Annotated in this window: 16 protein-coding genes; 1 reads left to right on the plus strand and 15 read right to left on the minus strand. The window is 60.0% G+C overall.

Features of this window, described 5'->3' with window-relative positions; translation table 11 throughout:
* Nucleotides 1-61 precede the first annotated feature (61 nt).
* Nucleotides 62-1,864 (minus strand): lipid A export permease/ATP-binding protein MsbA, encoded by a 1,803-nt coding sequence (msbA, locus tag KGB14_RS19715; protein ID WP_223488387.1) that lies wholly within the window; start codon nucleotides 1,862-1,864, stop codon nucleotides 62-64.
* A 156-nt stretch (nucleotides 1,865-2,020) separates the two neighbouring features.
* On the opposite strand from msbA, the gene KGB14_RS19720 reads away from it, so the two are divergent.
* A complete protein-coding gene (locus KGB14_RS19720) occupies nucleotides 2,021-3,886 on the plus strand; it encodes a bifunctional O-antigen ligase/aminoglycoside phosphotransferase family protein (RefSeq protein ID WP_223488388.1) in 1,866 nt (621 codons plus the stop codon).
* Nucleotides 3,887-4,029: 143 nt separating this feature from the next.
* On the opposite strand, the gene KGB14_RS19725 is transcribed toward KGB14_RS19720, so the two are convergent.
* The 14 genes from KGB14_RS19725 to waaF all read right to left on the minus strand — a co-directional run bounded on the left by KGB14_RS19725 (nucleotide 4,030) and on the right by waaF (nucleotide 19,479).
* Nucleotides 4,030-4,914, minus strand: coding sequence for a glycosyltransferase (locus KGB14_RS19725; protein ID WP_223488389.1), 885 nt, complete (start codon nucleotides 4,912-4,914; stop codon nucleotides 4,030-4,032).
* Entirely contained in the window at nucleotides 4,911-6,065 is a 1,155-nt protein-coding gene (locus KGB14_RS19730) for a glycosyltransferase family 4 protein (RefSeq protein ID WP_223488390.1), read from the minus strand. Before KGB14_RS19730 ends, KGB14_RS19725 begins: the two co-directional genes overlap by 4 nt.
* Entirely contained in the window at nucleotides 6,062-6,946 is an 885-nt protein-coding gene (locus KGB14_RS19735; RefSeq protein ID WP_223488391.1) for a DUF6625 family protein, read from the minus strand. Before KGB14_RS19735 ends, KGB14_RS19730 begins: the two co-directional genes overlap by 4 nt.
* Nucleotides 6,947-6,998: 52 nt before the next feature.
* Nucleotides 6,999-8,432, minus strand: a complete 1,434-nt coding sequence (locus KGB14_RS19740) for a PIG-L deacetylase family protein (protein WP_223488392.1) — start codon at nucleotides 8,430-8,432, stop codon at nucleotides 6,999-7,001.
* Between the two features lie 8 nt (nucleotides 8,433-8,440).
* Nucleotides 8,441-9,337 (minus strand): antimicrobial resistance protein Mig-14, encoded by an 897-nt coding sequence (locus tag KGB14_RS19745; protein WP_223488393.1) that lies wholly within the window; start codon nucleotides 9,335-9,337, stop codon nucleotides 8,441-8,443.
* Nucleotides 9,337-10,467: a glycosyltransferase gene (locus KGB14_RS19750; RefSeq protein WP_223488394.1), complete on the minus strand. Its 1,131-nt coding sequence runs from the start codon at nucleotides 10,465-10,467 to the stop codon at nucleotides 9,337-9,339. The genes KGB14_RS19745 and KGB14_RS19750 overlap by 1 nt, the downstream gene beginning before the upstream one ends.
* The gene (locus tag KGB14_RS19755) at nucleotides 10,451-12,208 is read right to left on the minus strand and encodes a carbamoyltransferase (protein WP_223488395.1); all 1,758 of its coding nucleotides are present in this window, start codon (nucleotides 12,206-12,208) and stop codon (nucleotides 10,451-10,453) included. The genes KGB14_RS19750 and KGB14_RS19755 overlap by 17 nt, the downstream gene beginning before the upstream one ends.
* Nucleotides 12,209-12,520: 312 nt before the next feature.
* Entirely contained in the window at nucleotides 12,521-13,972 is a 1,452-nt protein-coding gene (locus KGB14_RS19760; RefSeq protein ID WP_223488396.1) for a lipopolysaccharide kinase InaA family protein, read from the minus strand.
* Nucleotides 13,972-14,724 (minus strand): lipopolysaccharide kinase InaA family protein, encoded by a 753-nt coding sequence (locus KGB14_RS19765; protein WP_223488397.1) that lies wholly within the window; start codon nucleotides 14,722-14,724, stop codon nucleotides 13,972-13,974. The genes KGB14_RS19760 and KGB14_RS19765 overlap by 1 nt, the downstream gene beginning before the upstream one ends.
* Nucleotides 14,721-15,455 (minus strand): lipopolysaccharide kinase InaA family protein, encoded by a 735-nt coding sequence (locus KGB14_RS19770; RefSeq protein WP_223488398.1) that lies wholly within the window; start codon nucleotides 15,453-15,455, stop codon nucleotides 14,721-14,723. The genes KGB14_RS19765 and KGB14_RS19770 overlap by 4 nt, the downstream gene beginning before the upstream one ends.
* Nucleotides 15,455-16,261, minus strand: coding sequence for a lipopolysaccharide core heptose(I) kinase RfaP (gene rfaP, locus KGB14_RS19775; protein WP_223488399.1), 807 nt, complete (start codon nucleotides 16,259-16,261; stop codon nucleotides 15,455-15,457). Before rfaP ends, KGB14_RS19770 begins: the two co-directional genes overlap by 1 nt.
* On the minus strand, nucleotides 16,261-17,382 hold the full coding sequence (locus KGB14_RS19780; protein ID WP_223488400.1) for a glycosyltransferase family 4 protein: 1,122 nt from the start codon (nucleotides 17,380-17,382) through the stop codon (nucleotides 16,261-16,263). The genes rfaP and KGB14_RS19780 overlap by 1 nt, the downstream gene beginning before the upstream one ends.
* On the minus strand, nucleotides 17,382-18,443 hold the full coding sequence (gene rfaC, locus KGB14_RS19785) for a lipopolysaccharide heptosyltransferase RfaC (protein WP_223488401.1): 1,062 nt from the start codon (nucleotides 18,441-18,443) through the stop codon (nucleotides 17,382-17,384). The genes KGB14_RS19780 and rfaC overlap by 1 nt, the downstream gene beginning before the upstream one ends.
* Before the next feature lies 1 nt (nucleotide 18,444).
* Entirely contained in the window at nucleotides 18,445-19,479 is a 1,035-nt protein-coding gene (gene waaF / locus KGB14_RS19790; RefSeq protein ID WP_223488402.1) for a lipopolysaccharide heptosyltransferase II, read from the minus strand.
* Between the last annotated feature and the right edge of the window lie 140 nt (nucleotides 19,480-19,619).

Genomic DNA, 19,619 nt, shown 5'->3' on the forward strand with positions numbered 1-19,619 from the left:
ACACCGGACGCATTGCACGTCGGTGAACGCGAGGGTGAGCCGGGCTCACCCTCGCACCGGGTCAGGCGATGTCTTCAGCCGGGGCATCAAGCCCCATGGCGTTCAGGCGGGCGTAATAACCGTTCTGCGCCAGAAGTTCGGCATGGGTGCCGCGCTCCACAATACGGCCCTGGTCCATGACCAGAATCAGGTCAGCCTTCTCGATCGTCGACAACCGGTGAGCGATCACCAGGGTAGTTCGGCCTTTCATGACGTGATCCAGTGCGGCCTGAATGTGCCGCTCGGATTCGGTATCGAGGGCCGAAGTGGCTTCGTCGAGAATCAGCAACGGCGCGTTCTTCAGCAGGGCGCGGGCAATCGCCAGACGCTGGCGTTGACCGCCGGACAGCAATACGCCGTTCTCGCCGACCTGAGTGTCCAGGCCTTCGGGCAACTGCGCGATGAAGTCCATCGCATAGGCATCTCTTGCCGCTTTCTCGATGTCTTCGCGGGGTGCCCCAGCCAGATCGCCATACGCGATGTTGTTGGCCACGGTGTCGCTGAACAGCGTCACATGCTGGGTCACCTGAGCAATGTGCTTGCGCAGGTTCAGCAGTTTGTACTGTTCCACTTCAACGCCATCGATCAGGATCTCGCCCTTGTCGTGGTGATAGAAGCGCGGAATCAGGTTGGCCAGGGTCGACTTGCCACTGCCCGAACGCCCCACCAACGCCACCATTTGCCCCGGCTCTACCGAGAAACTGATGTCATCGAGTACCTGGCGCTCGGTGCCCGGGTAAGTGAAGCTCAGGTGGCAAACATCCAGCCGACCGCTGACGGCCTCGCGCTCGACGGTGCCTTTATCCAGTTCGGGTTCGACGTCCAGTTGCTCGAAGATACTCTCGGCACCGGCCACACCTTTCTGGATGGTCGAGCTGACTTCGGACAATTGGCGGATAGGCTTGGGCAACAGGCCCGCCAGGGTGATGTAGGCCACCATGTCACCGGCGGACGCATCGCCACGCAGGAACAACACCAGGAACATCAACGCCGCCATGGCGCTGTAAATCACCAGTTGCAACAGCGGCGTATAGATGGCGCCCGTACGGGTCATGCGCAGTTGCTTGTCGGTATTGCCCTGGCTGGCGTTGAAGAAGCGCTGCTGTTCGTAGACCTCGCCGCCGAAGCTGCGCACCACGCGATAGCCCTGGATGGTTTCCGAAGCCACGTGGGTCACGTCGCCCATGGCAGCCTGGATCTTCTTGCTCTGTTTGCGAAATTTCTTGCTGGCGGTGCTTACCATCAACGCGATCAACGGCAGGATCGCAACCATGACCAGCGTCAGTTGCCAGTTCATGAACAGCAGCGAGGCGAACAGGAAGATCACCGTCATGCCTTCACGAATAACGACCTTGATCGCATCTGTGGCCGCCCCCGTGACCATGGTCACGTTGAAGGTGATGCGTGAAATCAGATGACCCGAGTTATGCTTGTCGAAGTAGCGGTTGGGCAAGACCAGCAGATTGTTGAACAACTGCACACGAAGGTCATGGACCAGCCCGAGGGAAACCTTGGCCAGGAAATAGTTGCCCAGATAAGATCCCAGCCCTTGCCATGCGGCAATCAGGATGATCAACAAGGGCACCGCCTGCAGCAGTTGCAGGTCACGCAGGAACGGTACACTTGGAAACAGCACTGCTTCGGGGTTGGACAGGCCGTCGACGAAGTACTTGAGGATGTAGCCGAGCATTGGCTGAGTCGAAGCGAAAATCAGAAAACCGACAATGCTGATCAGAAACAGACTGATGTACGGCCGGACATAGCCGAGCAGGCGGAAGTAGATTTTCAAGCTCGATGGGCTTGCGGAGAGACTGGAGTCGGTCATATCACGCGAATGTCGATAAAAAGGACGCTGACTTTAGCACAGCTTCTTCAGGGTTCTGGCAATCGCATAAAGGCTGTTATTGTTAAGCGTCAAATCAAGCATCAAATAGCCATCACGCCGAAATGGCCGATCAACTTCAGGATTGAATCTCTCAACATGCAAGTCAGCGGTTTCAACAGCACGTCCAATCGAGTCTTCGATTTCATTTGCCTCTGGATTCTTCCTCTCGGCTATTTTCTGCTCCTGTGTGCGCTGTTCTTTCTGCCGGGCCGCAGTCTGTATCACAAACTCTTTTATGGCCTGTTCAGCATTCCATCGCTGATCGCCCTGTGCCTGCGCCCCCGTGAACTCAAGGAACTGCTGCGCGAACCGATCTTCGTCGCGATGCTGCTGTTCGCCGCCTGGGCCTTGCTCAGCCTGAGCTGGGGGCCGCCGATGGAGGAGAGCGTCATGGGTCAGTTCAAGCCCGCCTTGCATACGCTGATGCTGGTCGCCGGCTGCTACCTGCTGGTGCGCTACCGCAGTGAGATCGTCCAGCCGCTGCTATTCAGTGCCGCAATGGTCGCGCTGATCGCTTCGGTCTACAACTTGTTCATGTTTGCCCGCATCTACGAGCCGGGCATGCGCCTGATCGGGGGCGGTGCATTCGACAATCCGCTGCTCAGTTCCCATGTGTTCGGTTTCTTTTGTACCTATTGGCTGAGCCTGAGCATGACCTGCAAGCGTCACCAGATGCTCTGGCTGAGCATTCCGGCGATGGTGATCATGTTCGCCACAGTGATCGCTACCGGGTCCAGAACGCCATTGGTTGCGTTGACACTGGCTGCCCTTTGGCTGAGCTTCATTTGCTGGAACCGTCGTTCTTTCGTATTGATGGGGGCCTTGCTTATCAGCAGCGCGGCGGTTGCTGTGCTGTTTTCAAAGCTGATTGCCGAACGCGGCGACTCTTATCGCTTCGAAATCTGGCAGTTGGCCCTGCAAAAAATTGCCGAGCACCCGTGGATAGGTCATGGCTACAACGCCAGCCTGACCCTCGACCCGGGTATTGGTTACACCTTGCAGGAGCCTCATAGCTTCGCCTTGGGCGTGCTTTACTACGTCGGCATCTTTGGCCTGCTGCCATGGTTGTTTTTCCAGATCCGGGGTTTGCTGAGCAGCTGGCGCAATCGCCTGCAACCGCTGTTCATCATCGCCTCGACCTGGCTGGTATTCGGCATCGGGGCAGGCCTGACCGAAGGCGGCGGGATCATCTCTCGGCCCAAGGAACACTGGTTACTGCTGTGGATTCCACTGGCACTGATCGCCGCGCTGAGCATCAACCAGCGAGCCAGGCGCCTGTTGGCGATGCCAGTCAAGACGTTGACCTCGACGGCCCTGCAACAGCTGACCGCCAGCGCTCAGGTGATCGAAGAAGATGGCCTGGGCCCCAAAGTCCTGCGCCTGACCGATGGCAGCTTCCTCAAGCTGTTCCGCCGCCGCCGCTGGTACACCTCGGGCAGCTTCAACCCCTATTCCGAACGTTTTGCCGCCAACAGCGAGCAATTGCGCAACATGGGGATCCCGACCCCACCCATTCTGGATCTGTACCGACTCAATGACGGCAGCAGCGCCGTGCACTATTCGCCACTGCCGGGCAGCACCTTGCGGCAGGTGCTTCAAGGGATTACCGCGCCTGCGGTGCGTCAGGCGCTGGTTGAGCGTTTCGGCAAATTCATGGCGCAGCTGCATGAGCAAGGCGTCTACTTTCGTTCCCTGCACCTGGGGAATGTTCTGGTACTGAACGACGGAGAATTCGGCCTGATCGATCTGGCGGACATGCGCATCTATCCGTCATCGCTGAGCCTGTCCCTGCGCCAGCGCAATCTGCGTCATATGCAGCGTTACACCGAGGATCGGCGCTGGCTGTTCGAGGACCATTTTGACGCGCTACTTCAGGGATACGCCGTGACGGCGTCGAAAGCCGCCGTTGACAATCTGCACCGGCAAGTGCTGGCCGAGGGGCACCCGGCACGGACTCATTGATGTCCGAGACCGCTCATTGCACGGGCGGTCTGGGCCGAAAGGCCGACAAGCGTCTGGCCGAGAGGATCGCTCGCTAAAGCGTGATAATGCACTTGATGTAGCAGCGGGTATCGCCAGCTGCTACATCGAACAGGCAAAGCTGATCAGTCTTTTTCCAGCGGCGAGAAAAACAACCGCCCCAGACCGCGCCAGGTCTTCTTGTTCCAGGCCTTGAACGGTATCTGCGCCAGCAGTTCCCGCGCCAGTTTGTGATCACGATTGGAGGCTTTCAGGAACATCGAGCTGAGGAACCTGTAGCGCACCTCGTCGTACAGCGGATGATCGCTGAACAGCGCGTAGGAGCGCAGGATGTTATCAATCATGAAGCGATGATTCTTGTAAGAGTTGGTAGCGTGCTTGCGATAGCGCGCCATCAGCACATTCAGGCCATCGATGTAGTAACCGGCGCGGGTCACCTTCAACTCGATCAACAAGTCCTCCAGCCGAATGTTCGGATCGAAGCCACCCACCTTGTCCAGCGCTTCGCGTCGGATCATCAGGGTCGGTGCCGGTGGATAAGGCTTGCGCTCCAGAAACATGTCATCGAAATCCAGGCGACGGAATGGCACATCGCGGCGCTGGCGTTTCTCCGGGTACAGATTGCCGTCGGCGTCGATCAGCTCGATGTTGCCGGCGCAGATCCCGACCTCGGGCTTGCCATCCATGTACGCCACCTGAGTGGCGATACGCTCCGCCAGCATGACGTCGTCGGAACCGAACGGCACGATCAGGCTGCCCTTTGAGCGAGCGATGGCGCCGTTCAGTGTGTTCGTCAGCCCTTGGTTCTGCTGAACCCGGAAATCGAAGCCATACTGAGCCTGCAAGGCATTGATCCGCTCGACGCTGTCATCGCTGGAGCCGTCATCGACGACCAGCAATTCGATATTTTTATAGGTCTGGTTGAGGACGCTGAGAATGCTTTCCTCAATATAGCGACCATGGTTGTACGACGCGATGATGACCGTGACGAGGGGTTGCGCGTCGCTCATGGTTGTTCCTTGCGGGCTTGGTTCAAGCCGGAGTCAATCAGGTTCAGGTATTCCTGACGGAACACCTCGATGTCGTGTTGTTCCTGGAGATAACGGTAGGCCTGCTCGCCCTTGGCCTTGAGCTCATCGTCCGACAGCGCAAGGTAGTTATCCAGTGCCGCGACCAGCGTCGGCACATCCGACGGGGTAATCTCCAGGCCGCCTGCGCCCTGAATCAGCGGCACCATGGCCGGCACGTTCGAGGCGATCACCGGCAAGTGTCCGCTCATGCCTTCGAGCAACGCCAGCCCCAGGCCTTCGGCCAGGGAGGGCATGGTCCAGATGTCAAACGCGCGCACATACTGCAAGGCGTTTTCCTTGAAGCCCAACAAGTGCGCGCGGCCGGTCAGCCCCAGGCGTTCGATCTCCGCGGCCAGGCGCGATTCTTCACGCCCCGCACCGATGATTGCCAGTTGGGTATTCGGGTATTTGTCCTTGAGGACGGCAAAGGCCTGCAACAGATAGGTGTGGCCCTTGACCGGCACCAACCGACCCAACGCACCGACCAGGCGCACCGATGGGTCGATGCCCAGCAGCTCACGGGCGCGCTCGCGATTGTGCTGCAAACCTTCAGCCTGTTCGATGTCGATGGCGTTGGTGATCGCGTAGGTGTTCTGGTCGGTAAAGCCGCAGTCACATTCGAGCAGGTACTGTTTGACCGCTGGCGACACACCGACGAAGCGCCAATGGCGATCGATCAGGCGTTGGGTCTGGCGGCGCCGGTAAAACCGGTCGTACTCGCCAAAACCGTGGGAGATGCCAATGCACAGCGGTACTTTCAGCCAGCGATTGAGCGCCAGCATCATGTTCACCGGTTTGAAACGGTTGCAAATCACCACATCGAATTTTTCTTTACGGCAGAACTTGTACAACGCCCACATGGCGCGCAGGCGCATACCCTTGAGGGATTTGTCGGAAAACTCGAAATACACCGAACGGTCGGCGCGGCTCACCGCCTCGCCAGGCCCTGGCTTGCCGCGCAGGAACGCCGCGGTCACCTCATAGCGATCGCTCGGCAGGGCCTTGACGATCTGCTCCGCGAGGTCGGCAAAATCATGGGCTTTGACGTTGTAGTCAGGCTGCAATTGCAGAACCTTTGACCGTTGACTCATAACTCTCCCCGGTGAAAACCAGTCGCATCGATAACCCAGGCCGGTTCGGCGGTGATACGCCTGACCTCGGCCGGATCGGGTGGAGGCAACCGTGACCATTCGTTGCGTTTCCAGCAGACGAAATGAAAATACGGAAACCGGCGATCGCCATCGCGATCGTTGCTCAAACATCCATTGCGCCAATACCAGTGACGCGGAAAGTCATCCGTACCGTCGTGCCACTTGATGCAGCCACCCGGGGTGCTGAACGCCTCGGTGAACTCGCTGCGGCGACGCCACGGATTGAGCTTGCCCACCAGCGAGAACAGAGGCTCGGGGAAGTTCTTGCGCCAGAGGAAGATTCGGCTGAATGCCCCCTCGTCCAGCGCGTGATGCGCCTGGTCGGTAAAGCGTGTCTGCCAGTCCTTGATCTGCATGAACAACTCACGCTTGCGCGCGGTGTTGCGCATCAGGCAGAGATGCCCCGCCACCCGCCGCTCATGGGTGGAGAACAGGTCATAACTGGCCAGCCGAGTCGAGGTGAAATAACTTCGCAGGTCACCATACACCAGATCAATATCGCCGAACGCCCAGAAATCATAGCCCTGCAGGCGGTCGACATGGATATGCCCCAGCGCCGGTTTGATGTCGCAGAGTTTGTAAGGCGCATCAGGCGCGAAGTCGATATTCAGCCGCTGCGACACCAGCGCGCAGTACTCAGTGAAGCTCATGGCCTCGACAGTCACGTTGGGCGGCAGATTCTCGGGCGTACCGCAGTCACTGAACAGCAACCAGTCGATATCAGGGTTGCGCCGGCAACTCTCGAGGAAAAACGGCATCCAGAACGGCCAATGACCGAAATACGGAATCAGGAAAAGAATACGCGGGCATGGATTGATCACAGAAATACTCACTACTGCTTAAATGCGCAGCCATGCTAGGCCGCGTGATACTTCATTTCTGCCTTGCAGATGTTTCGTCATGCTTCAGAACCCAAAACAACTCATGGCGTCTGACCGCCTTGCGAAAGAATTCGTTCTCTCCATAGATGGACGGCACTCTACTAGCCAAGAGCCACTGCAACAACCGCCGCAGGCGCCGTTTGAACGGGAGTGGCGGTTGCAGGTCGTGCATCATGCCCAACGCCATCGCTTTATCACGCTGACGCGGCAAAGAGATTGGCAGGCAGCAGGGCTGCATCGGCGCTACCGAATCGAACGCTGGCGGCAGGGCGATGCCATGACCCGCGTCACCCATCGGCCAACGATCATTGTCGTGCAGGTGATTGGCATAGCCAAGTACGGTGGTCGGCTGCCATTCCAACCCTTTCAATGCTTCAAGAACCGCTTCCTGGGCGCAGATGTGATCGGGGTGCGGATCGAGGGTCGGGTGCGGCAATACGATCACCTCCGGACGCGCCCGCAGCAGCAATTCACGCAGATCGGCCAGTAGATTATTCCAGCTCGGCACGCCGTCGATGTCACCCGGCAGGCCAAATGGATTCAACTGACGGAACAGTCGCGTGTCGCTCAAATCCGCTTCCCGCGAACCCACCGGCGTGGCCGGCGCGGCCTGCATGGCTGTCAGTTGCAGACAAAAATACCCCAACTGCACGCAATGGGCCTCGGGCACCCCGGCCCAGCGCGGCACAGCGATGCTGTCCCAGGCGCGCAAACGGCCCTTGAGGCGAGCCGCCTCGACCTTGTTCAGGCCCAACTGTTGATAATGTTCAGCTTCGATCTCGCCCGCCGTCAGGGTGACGATCCAGGCTTCATCGGCTTGGCTGTACAAACCGTAGGCAGCCAATTCTGCATCGTCGGCGTGGGGCGCAATCACCATCACCCGCTGACGGCGGTAGTCCGGTTGCTCGAACGCCCAGAGCACTGGCTCACCAAACAATCGACAGAAACGCCCGCGCAGACGCAGCTCACCGCGCGACAGAACCTGTGCCTGACCACTGAGATTGAGATAACGCAGGCCGTTGACACCGCGCTCGAAAGTTTGTCGGTCGGGATTGTCGCCACCCGCCAACTCGACCACCGGATCGATAAAGCGCCCCAGCCACGTGCTTTTCACCCGCAGCGCCAACACCAGCGTAGCGTCATCGACCAGCATGACGCCTTCGTCCAGCCGCAGCCGCTCACCGTCCAGATGAATTTTGGGCTGCGGTGTATATGGCGGGAAACTGTATTGATAATCGTCTTTGGGCGAATAGAAAAGATGGTCGGCGAACCATGCCTCATGGGCAATCCAGCCCAGCACTGCAAGCACCAGCGGCAACCACCAGGCCACCAGCACGCCGATGGCGATCAACAGCATCAGAGCAATCAACAGGCCGATACGTTTGTTGCGCCGATGGCGCTTGAGCAGTTGCTGCTTGCGACTCATGGGTTGGCTCATACGGTGAAGACCGGCACAGAGTTGCACCAGCGGTCCTTGTACTCACGGTCGGTCCGACCAAAGGAGAACCGCAGGGGCTTATCCAATGCCCGTGCATGCTCCCAGGCGCTTTGGGTATTAAGGAAACTCAGCACGCTACCGGGGCTGAATTCGCGAGTCTGGGGATCGACACCCCCGTTGACGTACTCGACGCTGATCCACCCCGGCGCCTCAACCCGGTACACCAGTTGAATCGCAATCGGGGCGTCGTTGAGGAAAATCACCGAGCCGATCAGCAACTCGCGCAGCAGTTCGATCACTTCGCCCATGCGCTCGGCGCCGGTCGCCGGGAAACCCCAGCGGCGCTGGAACAGGTCGCAATAGATAGCCGCCAGCTCGCTGCTGGAAAACTCGGTGACCGGCCGTGCCACCCCGCCCGCCTCTTCCAGCAGTCGCAATTCGCGGCGCTGGTTGTAGCGAAACTTCTTCGATAACTCTTCAGGCGTCCGCGCCAGGGCCAGTTGTTCGGCCTGCAACTTCATCCCGGTGAAACGGCCTTCATTCAACGCCGACAAGTAACGCCCGCGATGACGCAGCGGTGCCTGGGCATCAGCGGCGGCCGGCAAGATCAGCTCGGCATTGCCGAGGTCAAACAAGCCCTTTTTACCACTGCGTTTGAGTACGTCCTTGGACAGTGCCAGGTCGCGCCCCCAGGTTGGAATGGCCGCTTTCACTTCGCCGTTCTGTTCCCAGGCCAGATAGCGCACCGGGATGTCGGCCAACTGCGCCAGACGCTCGACCACCAGAGGATGAGTCGCGACGCTGCCGCCAAAACGTTGCCAGGCCTGGGCATAAGTCGAGGCGTCGACCTGCGCCCAGCCTCGTTCACGCCAGCCTTGAAATCGGTTGAGCATCAGCCCCTCGGTGCCAGTTCGGTGACGTGCGGCAAATGCCAGAAAGCATCGCGCACCGCGCGATCGGAGAAGCGCTCACGCAAGCGATCGAACATCAGCTCGGCGCACTGGCGACGTTGCTGATCGTCCATCGCGGCCAAATGTTGCAGCCCTTGAGCCAGACGCTCGGCATCGCCCAGCGGAAACAGAATGCCCACGCCTTCGACCACTTCCCTGGCCCCACCGCACGCGGTAGCGAGCAACGGCACACCGGCGGCCATGGCCTCCAGCAACACCATGCCAAATGGCTCGTGATCGGAACTCAGGGCAAACACATCGAAAGCGCGGAAGTAGCGACGGGCATCGGGTACCTGACCAAGGAACAGCACGCGATCGCCGATACCCAGTTCACGTGCCAGAGCCTTGAGGTCCTGTTCGAGCCGACCGCTGCCAAGGATCACCAACTGACTGTTGGCCGGTAACCCCGGCAATGCCGCTGCAAAACCGTGTAGCAGCGTGGCCTGGTCCTTGTCCGGATGCAGGCGCCCGACGTTGCCGACAATCCAGGCATCCATCGACAGACCGAGGGTTTCCCGGGCCTCGCGGACCGACACCTGACTGGTCTGCAGCGCAGGTATATCAATATGGTTATAGAGCGTCTGAATCCGCTCGACTGGCCACTTCGGCAAGCAACGACGCATGTCGTCACGCACCGCATCGGAGACCCCGAGCAGGCTCAGGCGCTTGCGGAAAATATGCGCGAACAGTTTGCGGGTGCTGCGCTGGTAATCGCCAAATGCGTGATGCACGCCAATGACCGGCAATGAAGTGCCGAGCAAGGCGATGTAGATCGGCTTGAAACGGTGAGCAATACAGAAACTGAAATTGCGCGACGCGGCGATCTTGCGCAGATCGCCGATGGCGCCCAGCTTCAGGCCACGAATGGCCTTGGAGCTGTACTCCATGAACAGCACTTCGTCGGACGCGCAACTCGCGGCGACTTCGGCATCGGCAGCCCCGGTCAGAAACACCGTGGTCACGCGATAACCGGTCCCCGCGAACAGGTTGGCGTACTGCCGGGCGCAGTCCAGAAACGGCCCGTCATAGCCGTGGCAGAACTGCAACACATGGCGTTCAGCCGAGCGTGTCATAAGCGTCCGCGCCTTCTTTGACCACCAGAATATCTTCCATGATCAGGTATTGCAGGTCGGAACCGAAGAACATGTTCAAGGCGTCGGTCGGCGAGCAGATCATCGGCTCGCCACGACGGTTGAGCGAAGTGTTCAGTGACACGCCGTTGCCGGTCAGTACTTCCAGCGCCTTCATCATGTCGTAGTAGCGCGGGTTGTATTCGCGCTTGAGCACCTGGGCGCGGGAGGTGCCGTCTTCGTGGACAACTTCCGGCACACGGGTTTTCCACTCTTCCGCCACTTCGAAGGTGAAGGTCATGAACGGCGCCGGGTGATCGATCTTGATCATTTGTGGCGCAACGGTGTCGAGCATCGACGGGCAGAAAGGCCTCCAGCGCTCGCGGAACTTGATCTGGTGGTTGATCCGGTCAGCCACACCGACGGCGCTCGGGCAACCGATGATCGAACGACCGCCCAAGGCGCGCGGACCGAACTCCATGCGGCCCTGGAACCAGGCCACCGGGTTGCCGTCGACCATGATTTTGGCGATGTTTTCCGGCATGTTCTCAAGCTTGCGCCACGCAGGCTTGCTCGGGTGACGGGCACAGGCCGCGAGCACGTCTTCGTTGCTGTAGGACGGGCCGAGGTAGACGTGTTCCATCTTCTCGACCGGTACACCACGGGCGTGAGACACGTAAGCTGCCGCGCCAACCGCGGTGCCGGCATCGCCGGACGCCGGCTGAACGAACAGCTCTTTGACGTCGTCGCGGGCGATGATTTTCTGGTTGAGCTTGACGTTCAACGCACAGCCACCGGCGTAGGCCAGTTTGCCGGTTTCCTTGAGCACGTCGCCCAGGTAGTAGTCGATCATCTGCAGCGAAATTTTTTCGAACAGCGCTTGAATGCTGGCGGCATAGTGGATGTAAGGCTCGTCGGCGATGTCGCCTTCGCGCTTGGGACCCAGCCACTCGATCAGCTTCGGCGAGAAGTAGTAACCCTTGCCCTTCTCTTTGTAGCGACGCAGGCCGATGACGTTGGCGTAGTCGGTGTTGATCACCAGCTCGCCGTTTTCGAACGAAGCCAGGCGCGAGAAATCGTATTTGCTGGCGTCGCCGTACGGCGCCATGCCCATGACCTTGAACTCACCGTCGAGCATATCGAAACCGAGGAACTCGGTGATCGCGCCGTAAAGGCCGCCGAGGGAGTCCGGATCGAAGAATTCCTTGATCTTGTGGATCTTGCCGTTTTCGCCATAACCAAAGAAGGTCGTGGCGTACTCGCCCTTGCCGTCGATGCCCAGGATCGCGGTTTTCTCTTTGAAACCGGAACAGTGATAAGCGCTGGAGGCGTGGGCCAGGTGGTGCTCGACCGGCTCGATCTTGATCTTCTTCGGATCAAAACCCAGTTGCTCCAGGCACCAGACGATCTTGTTGCGATAGCGCTTGTAGCGACGGTTGCCCATCAGGATCGCGTCGAGTGCACGGTCCGGGGCGTACCAGTAACGCTTGGCGTACTGCCAGCGTGCCTTGCCGAACAGGCTGATCGGCGCGAATGGAATCGCCACCACGTCAACATCGGACGGCTTGATGCCAGCCTGCTCGAGGCAGAACTTCGCCGATTCGTAAGGCATGCGGTTCTTTGCATGTTTATCGCGCACGAAGCGCTCTTCTTCAGCCGCCGCGACCAGCTTGCCGTCGATATACAAGGCTGCGGAAGGATCATGGCTAAGGGCGCCGGACAGGCCAAGAATCGTCAATGCCACAGGGGTCTAGCCTCTTTAGTCTGCATGCAGGCGCAACGCGCCTCAAAAATTAATGTGCCCTCGCAAGCGGCGAGAGACAGCTAAAGGGCGAGATTATAGCGTAAACATGACGGGAATGAGCCTGCCCTTATCAGCGCCGTGAGGATGACGTCGAGCTCACGCGTTCACCGTCGCTCATCCGGGACCTGTGCGCCAGTGAATCCTGATATTGCCGCATCGCGAGCAGGCTCGCTCCCACACTGGATCTGTGTCGCACACATATTTGTGTACGACCGAGAACTACGGTGGGAGCGAGCCTGCTCGCGATGGGATTCAGGCAGCGCTGGAAATGTCTTTAGGCAACCGCTGATCAATGACTTGATACAGCGCACTACTCTCAGGCCAATTGCGCATGAATCGCGCCCGATCCCGAGCATACGCCGGAGCAAAGCTGCTCACCGAGCCATGCTGACACATCGAATCCAGATCGATCAGCGCCCAGCGATCCTGCTGCCAGAACAGGTTATGACCCTTGAAATCGCCATGGCTGATCCGCTCGCGAATCAGCTCGGCGAACAGGTGATCCAGTGCCTGCAACTCAGCCTCTGGCGCGTTGCCGATTTCAACGTATGGCGCGAAGCGCTCGATGATGTCCGGCCCCGGCAAGTACTCGGTCACCAGATACGCCCGGCTGCGCAGCCAGAGAAAACGCTTCTCCAGTAACGCCAATGGCTTGGGTGTGGCGATGCCCAGGAACGCCAGGCGATTACCTTCGCGCCATGAGTGCCAGGCACGGCTCGGGCGCCAGAAACGCTTGAGCCAGTGGGCAAAGCCCTTGATGTTGTAGCGCTTGATCACCAGGGTGCGACCGGCCACATCAACCTTGCCGACGCTCGCCGCACCGCCGGTCTTGTACAGATGCCCCTGATCGAGCAAGGCATCGGCCTGTTCCAGCACCGGCAGCATTGCAGCCTCTTCTTCACGGCGAATCGCCCGCAAGCCGAACGCGCCGCGCTGCACGCTGAACAGCGTGCATTCGCGGCCGACCTTGATCAGAAAGTCCTTCAAGCGCCAGCGACGGACCTTGTCGATCTGCTTCTGCAACGCCTCCATGGGCAAGGCGTGCTCGCCGTTGCTCAACAGGTAATACACCAGCAACTCTTCGATGAAAGGTTCCAGCGATGCGGGCAACTGGGCGAAAAACACCCCAAGGTTTTCCAAGACTTTCTGCTGTGACAGTGGCTTGCCAGCCGTCTCGGCACAGATCCCGGCGCCATCGATCAAATACAATTGACCACCATGGCGCAGCAGGTTGTCCAGATGCAGATCTTCCTGCCACAGGCCTTTGCTGTGCAGCTGCCCAATGGCACCTAACGCCTCGGCCAGCACCGCGGATTGCTCATCCGCCAACACAGGCAAGTGTTCGACCTGTTTCCAGGCGTCCCCCAGGCTCTCGGCGCCCTCAAGGAAATCGAACAACAGCCAGCCACCTTCGCCGTCCTTCAGGCCATCAGCCAATAGCAACGGCGTGGTCAGCCCCTGAGCGGCGAGCAAACGCACACCATCCAGTTCACGCTGAAAGTGCCGCGCCGCTTTGCCGCCGACCAGCAGCTTGGCCAGCACCGGCCGTCCGCGCCAGACGCCGGCGCCTACATAACGCTGCCCCGGCAATACCCGCAGCAGGCTTAGCAGTTGCAACTCGGCAGGCCCCGCGGCATCGGCCAGTGAAATGTTCAGCGGCAGGCCAGGGCTGCGGCCGGCGTTTTTCAGTTCGGACAAACGCATCAGCGCGTCTCCTTAAGACTGCGCCGCGCAGTCAGGCGCGATACCCAACGGCCCACCCGCGAACTGTTCGATGGCTGCTCCAGATAAACCGCCAGCAGCTCGTGCAACTGACTTTCTCGCCATTCCGGCGCCCGACGCAGCAGCGGCTCCAGGTCCCTGACCCGATCACGCCGGCCGAACAGCATCGGACGGGTTTTTTCCAGGTCGATCAACCGAGCCCGATAACCGTCACCCGTGGCCTGGAGAAAAATATGTTTGGGGTAAAAGCAACCGTGGACCTGACGCACACCGTGCAGGCGCAGCGCCAGTTGTCCGCAGGCCTTGAGAATCGCCGATTGCTGCGCCGCGCTCAGGTCCGACCAGCGCTGCAACAGCGAATCCAGGTCATCCCAACCATCCAGTGCACGGGTCAGCAGAATCGCCCGGACTTCGCCTTCGACCTTGCGTTCACCGAAGAACGCAGCCTGCAGCGCCGGAATACCCAGTTTCCGATAACGACGGATGTTGCGAAACTCCCGGGCAAAACTCGGCTCGCCCAAGGGCGAATGCAAGGTACGCGTCAGGTAGTTGCTTTGACGTTTGAGGTAATAACCACGACCTTCCAGATCCAGTCGAAACACACTGCTCCAACCACCCCGACCGGTGTTGGGTTCGTCCACCGCTTTGAGCTGTTTTGCCCAGAGTGTGTCGAAGGTGCCGAGGCCATGACGCTCAAGCAGCGCACGGTCTTCAGCAGCCAAAAAATCAATCATTCGCGACCCTCGAAAAATCTCACTACGTGCCGGATCCGTTTCTTGTCGGCGGCATTGAGCCGAGTGCATTGACGGTATTGCAGATAGAAACGCAAACGCTGGGTGGCCGACAGGTGATACTTGGCGACCTTGTCGAGACAGGCCAGGTCTTTGGTGATCCGGTATTTGAGCCAGAAGCCGCGCCAAAAATCACCGTTGGGGCAGTCGATCAGAAACAACCGGGCCTCATCGTCGATCAGCAGATTGCGCCACTTCAAATCGTTATGGGTGAAGCGATGGTCGTGCATGGTCCGGGTATAACCCGCCAGTTGTCGACTGACGCTGTCGACCCAGGCACGGTCCGCCAGTTTCGGGTCATGCCGATTAGCCAGGACCGACAAGTCTTCAGTGTGCGGCAGTTCGCGCGTGATCATCGCCCCACGGTTGTACGCGGCGCCGCGCCGCTCCAATCCCCAGGCCACCACTTCGGCGGTGGGAATGCCCCACTTGGCGAAACGCTTGAGATTCTGCCACTCGGCTTTTACCCGAGGCTTGCCCAAATAGCGGCGCAGGCCTTTACCGGCGCCAACGTAGCGTTTGACGTAATAGTTGACGCCATTGCGCTGGACGCGAATGACCTCGGACAGTGGATCCTGGGTCAGTTGCTCGCCCTTGAGGGCAAATACCGCCTCAAGACTGCCGAAGTCTTCTGCCAGATCGCTGTAAGCCGGCTCCAGTCTCCAACCCGACATCAGAGCGCATCCCCGTATCGCTGCTTACGCTCGTAGAGCTTGTTGGCCTTGCCTTCGAGCCACGCCAGCAACCCTGCTTCTTCAGCCAGAATCTGGCGCAGGGGCTGCTGGAAGTAACCCTTGAGGAAACGCAGCTTGTCGCGACGCGTCAGGCCAATGTCGAGCGCAGAAAAATACAGCGCCGCCAGGTCCTTGTTGCGCCAGCGTTGGGTGATCGTCGGGCGGGTCTGGGCGCGGTGCAGGTCGATCACCGAGAGCTTGAAGTCATCGGCTGTCACCGGCTTGTCGGTGTGCAGCAGAAAGTGGCAGATGTAGCAGTCGCGGTGGTTGACCCCGGCGCGGTGCATCATGCCGGTCATGCGCGCGACTTCGGCGATCAAGGCGCGCTTGAGTGTTGGCTCGGGCGGCTGCTTGATCCAATTGATACTGAAATCTTCGAGGCTGACGGTGGGCGCCAGCTCTTCAGTGACGATGAATGAATGCTGGTCTGCCGGGTTGCTGCCCTTTTCACCGTAAGCGACGGCGGTCATGGTCGGCACGCCGACTTCTTGCAGGCGTTGAATGGCCTTCCACTCCTGACCCGCGCCAAGCACCGGCAGCTTGGCGGTCAGCAGGTTCTTGAAGATCTCGCCCCAACCGATGCCACGGTGGATCTTCACGAAGAAACCGTGGCCGTCCACCTCAGTACGCAGTGTCCGGCGCGCTTCAAGCTCGCGGTACACCTCGCCCTTGAGGCCCTCGACTTCGGCGAACGGGTCGCGTCCGGCCCAGAGGCTCTTGAACGGTTCAGCCAGCATCAACTTCATTAAGCGTGCTCCGCCAGAATCACATCGGCCGCGTGCTGCGGCATGCTGTAGAGGTCGGCCGTCTCGGCGAAAGCCAGACCGTTGCGGCTCCAGGCCGCCCGTGCATTTGCGTCGTTCAACATGCCGGTCAGGTACTGCGTCAGTTGCGCCTGATCGAAGGGTTCATCCAGCACCAGACCGGCGTCGGCCTCGGCGATGTAATGGGCGTACCCGCACACCGCGCTCACCAACACCGGCAAACCGGCCACCAGGGCTTCAAGCAATACCGTCCCGGTGTTTTCGTTGTACGCCGGGTGGATCAACAGATCGGCACCGAGCAGGAAACGCGGGATATCGCTGCGCCCCTTGAGGAACTGCACGTTGTCGCCGAGCCCCAATGTGGCGCTCTGCAACTGGAATACTTTGGGGTCGTCCTGGCCAATTACAAATAAGCGGGTGCGTTTTTTCAGCTCGGCGGGCAGCGCAGCCAGCGCCTTGAGGCTGCGGTCCACGCCTTTGGTCTTGAACCCGGAACCGATCTGCACCAGTAGCAGCTCATCGTCCTTCAGGTTGAATTCGGCGCGGAACCCGGCGCGAATTTCATCCGCGCTCGCTGGCCGACGACGGTCCTGGGCGATGCCCGGTGGCAGCAGATGAAAGCGTGCAAGCGGTGTGTCGTAGTGCTTGATGAACAGCGGCTGCTGGACTTCGGAAATCATCAGCACTTCGGTTTTGGCGTCCTTGGCGAACACCGCGCGCTCGTACTCGGCGAAGTGCCGGTAGCGGCCCCAACGACGGTACAGCGAGTTGCGCAGGTTCTGCGCCTTGTCTTCGAAGCAGCCATCGGCGGCGTAGTAAACGTCCAGGCCCGGCATTTTGTTGAAGCCGATCAGGCGATCCACCGGGCGCCGGGCCAGATCGGCCTCCATCCACTCGGTGAGTTTTTCGTTGCGCCGATGATTGAAGAACGCCTTGACCGGTGCCACCAGCACTTCGAAACCCGGTGGAACATCGCCTTCCCAGATCAGCGTGTAGACGCGAATCTGATGGCCGCGCTGCTGACATTCCAGGGCGATGCGCATGAAATCGCGCTGCAAACCGCCAAAGGGAAAGTACTTGTACAGGACAAATGCCAATTGCATCAGCGCAGCTCCTCAGCCAGTAACAACGTGCTCAGTCGGCTCGCGACACGCTCGGGATTCAGACGCGTGAAGCACAGGGGCCACTCGCGTTTCAGGTCGAACCGACGAGCATCGTCGGCCGTCGGTTGATAGGTACATTTCTTTTGCAGGCACGGCGCGCAGGGAAAGTCGCTGGCCATGTGAATCTGCGACTTGCCATACGCGCCGGTCAGGCCCGGGTTGGTCGGGCCGAACAGCGACAGGGTCGGCACGTCCAGCGCTGCGGCCAGATGACCGAGACCGGTGTCCACCGCCACGCAGGCTTGCGCCCCGGCCAGGACTTTGCCGACACCCGCCAGGTTCAGCTTGGGCAGCACTTCGACGTGTTTCATGTCTTTGGCGATGCGCTCGGCGCGGGCCTTTTCGGTTGGGTTGCCCCACGGCAGTTTTACCGCCACACCGAGGTACCCCACCCGTTCGGCCAGCTCGCGCCAATAGGCTTCGGGCCAGTGCTTGGTGTCCCAGGTGGTGCCATGGAGAAACACCACGTACGGATTCTTGCGCGGCAACTCCACCAACCGCTCGACATTCAGGCCATAGTCGCCCAACCCTTTAGGCAAGTCGTAACCCAGTGCGACCGCGAACAACTGACGCACTCGCTCTACCGCGTGTTGCCCACGGGCCACGGCCAGACGCCGGGAATAGAAGCGCGCGGCGATCGGTTCGCGGGCCGAGTTCTTGTCCAGCCCGGCCACCGGGGCTTTGGCATAGCGAGTCAACAACGCGCTTTTCAGCAGGCCTTGAGCATCGATCACCAAGTCATACTTTGTCGCGCGCACGCTTTGCTTGAAGCGTTTCCACTCGCCACTCTTGATGGTCTGCCAGATGTTCTTGCGCCAGCGACGGATCGCCACCGGAATCACCTTGCCCACGGCCGGGTGCCAGGTCGGGATTTCGGCGAAGCCTTCTTCCACTACCCAGTCGAATTTGATGCCGGGGATCGCCCGCGCCGCATCGGTCAATGCGGGCAACGCGTGAATCACGTCGCCCAGCGAAGAAGTCTTGATCAACAGTACCCGCAAACTATTTGACCTCGACCACAGTGCCCAGCAACCGCTGCAAGGCTTCGTTCACCGCTTTCGGCATAAGCTGGCGCAAGCAATTGTAATGACCGAAACGGCAGGTGCGATCGAAGCAAGGGCTGCATTCGATGCCCAGACGCACGATCTCGACGTGCTCGGCCAGCGGTGGCGTGAAGCCCGGCGACGTCGAGCCGTACACCGCCACCAATGGGCGGTTCAGCGCGGCGGCCACGTGCATCAGGCCGGAGTCGTTGGAGACCACCGCATCGGCGCAGGACAGCAGATCGATGGCCTCGGCCAGGGAAGTGCCGCCGCTGAGGTTCACCGACTCTTCACGCAGCCCCGGAATCAGCCGCGCACGGATGTCTTCACCCACCGCGTGATCATTTTTTGAGCCGAACAGCCAGACCTGCCAGCCTTCACGGATCCTTGCTTCAGCAACTTTGGCGTAATGCTCGGATGGCCAGCGCTTGGACTCGCCGAACTCAGCGCCGGGGCACAGCGCCAACACCGGACGATCGAGGGCCAGACCGAATTTGGCCAGGGCGGCATCGCGGGTCACCGGGTCGATCTGCAGGCTCGGCCGTGGATACGGCTTCGGCAGCTCGGCGCCGGGCTCAAAGGCCAGGGCCATGAAGCGCTCGATCATCAGCGGGTAACGCTCTTTGTCGAGCGTACGCACGTCATTGAGCAAACCGTAGCGGAACTCGCCGCGCCAGCCGGTGCGTTTCGGGATACCGGCAAAAAACGGTACCAGTGCCGACTTCAGCGAATTGGGCAGCAGGATGGCCTGGTCGTACTGACCGGTCAGGGATTTACCGATGCGCCGACGCGTCGCCAGCCCCAGCACGCCATGGCCGAGCGGGAAGCTCAAGGCCTGGCGCACTTCGGGCATGCGCTCGAGAATCGGCCGGCTCCACTCGGGGGCCAGCACGTCGATTTCGCACTGCGGGTGGCGCTGTTTGAGACACTGAAAAAGTGTCTGAGCCATCACCATGTCACCGACCCAACTGGGCCCAACGATCAGAATTTTCATGTGGTTTCCAAAAACGAGCCGGGGAGGCATACGCCTCCCCGCCTCGAGAATCACTGTGGAAGTCTGTTTGCCCGCGATGGGATCATCACCTTCAACATGACTGTCGATTGTCACTCCGCTATCGCGAGCAAGCTCGCTCC

The sequence above is a fragment of the Pseudomonas sp. A-RE-19 genome (assembly GCF_019956555.1).
Taxonomy (GTDB): domain Bacteria; phylum Pseudomonadota; class Gammaproteobacteria; order Pseudomonadales; family Pseudomonadaceae; genus Aquipseudomonas.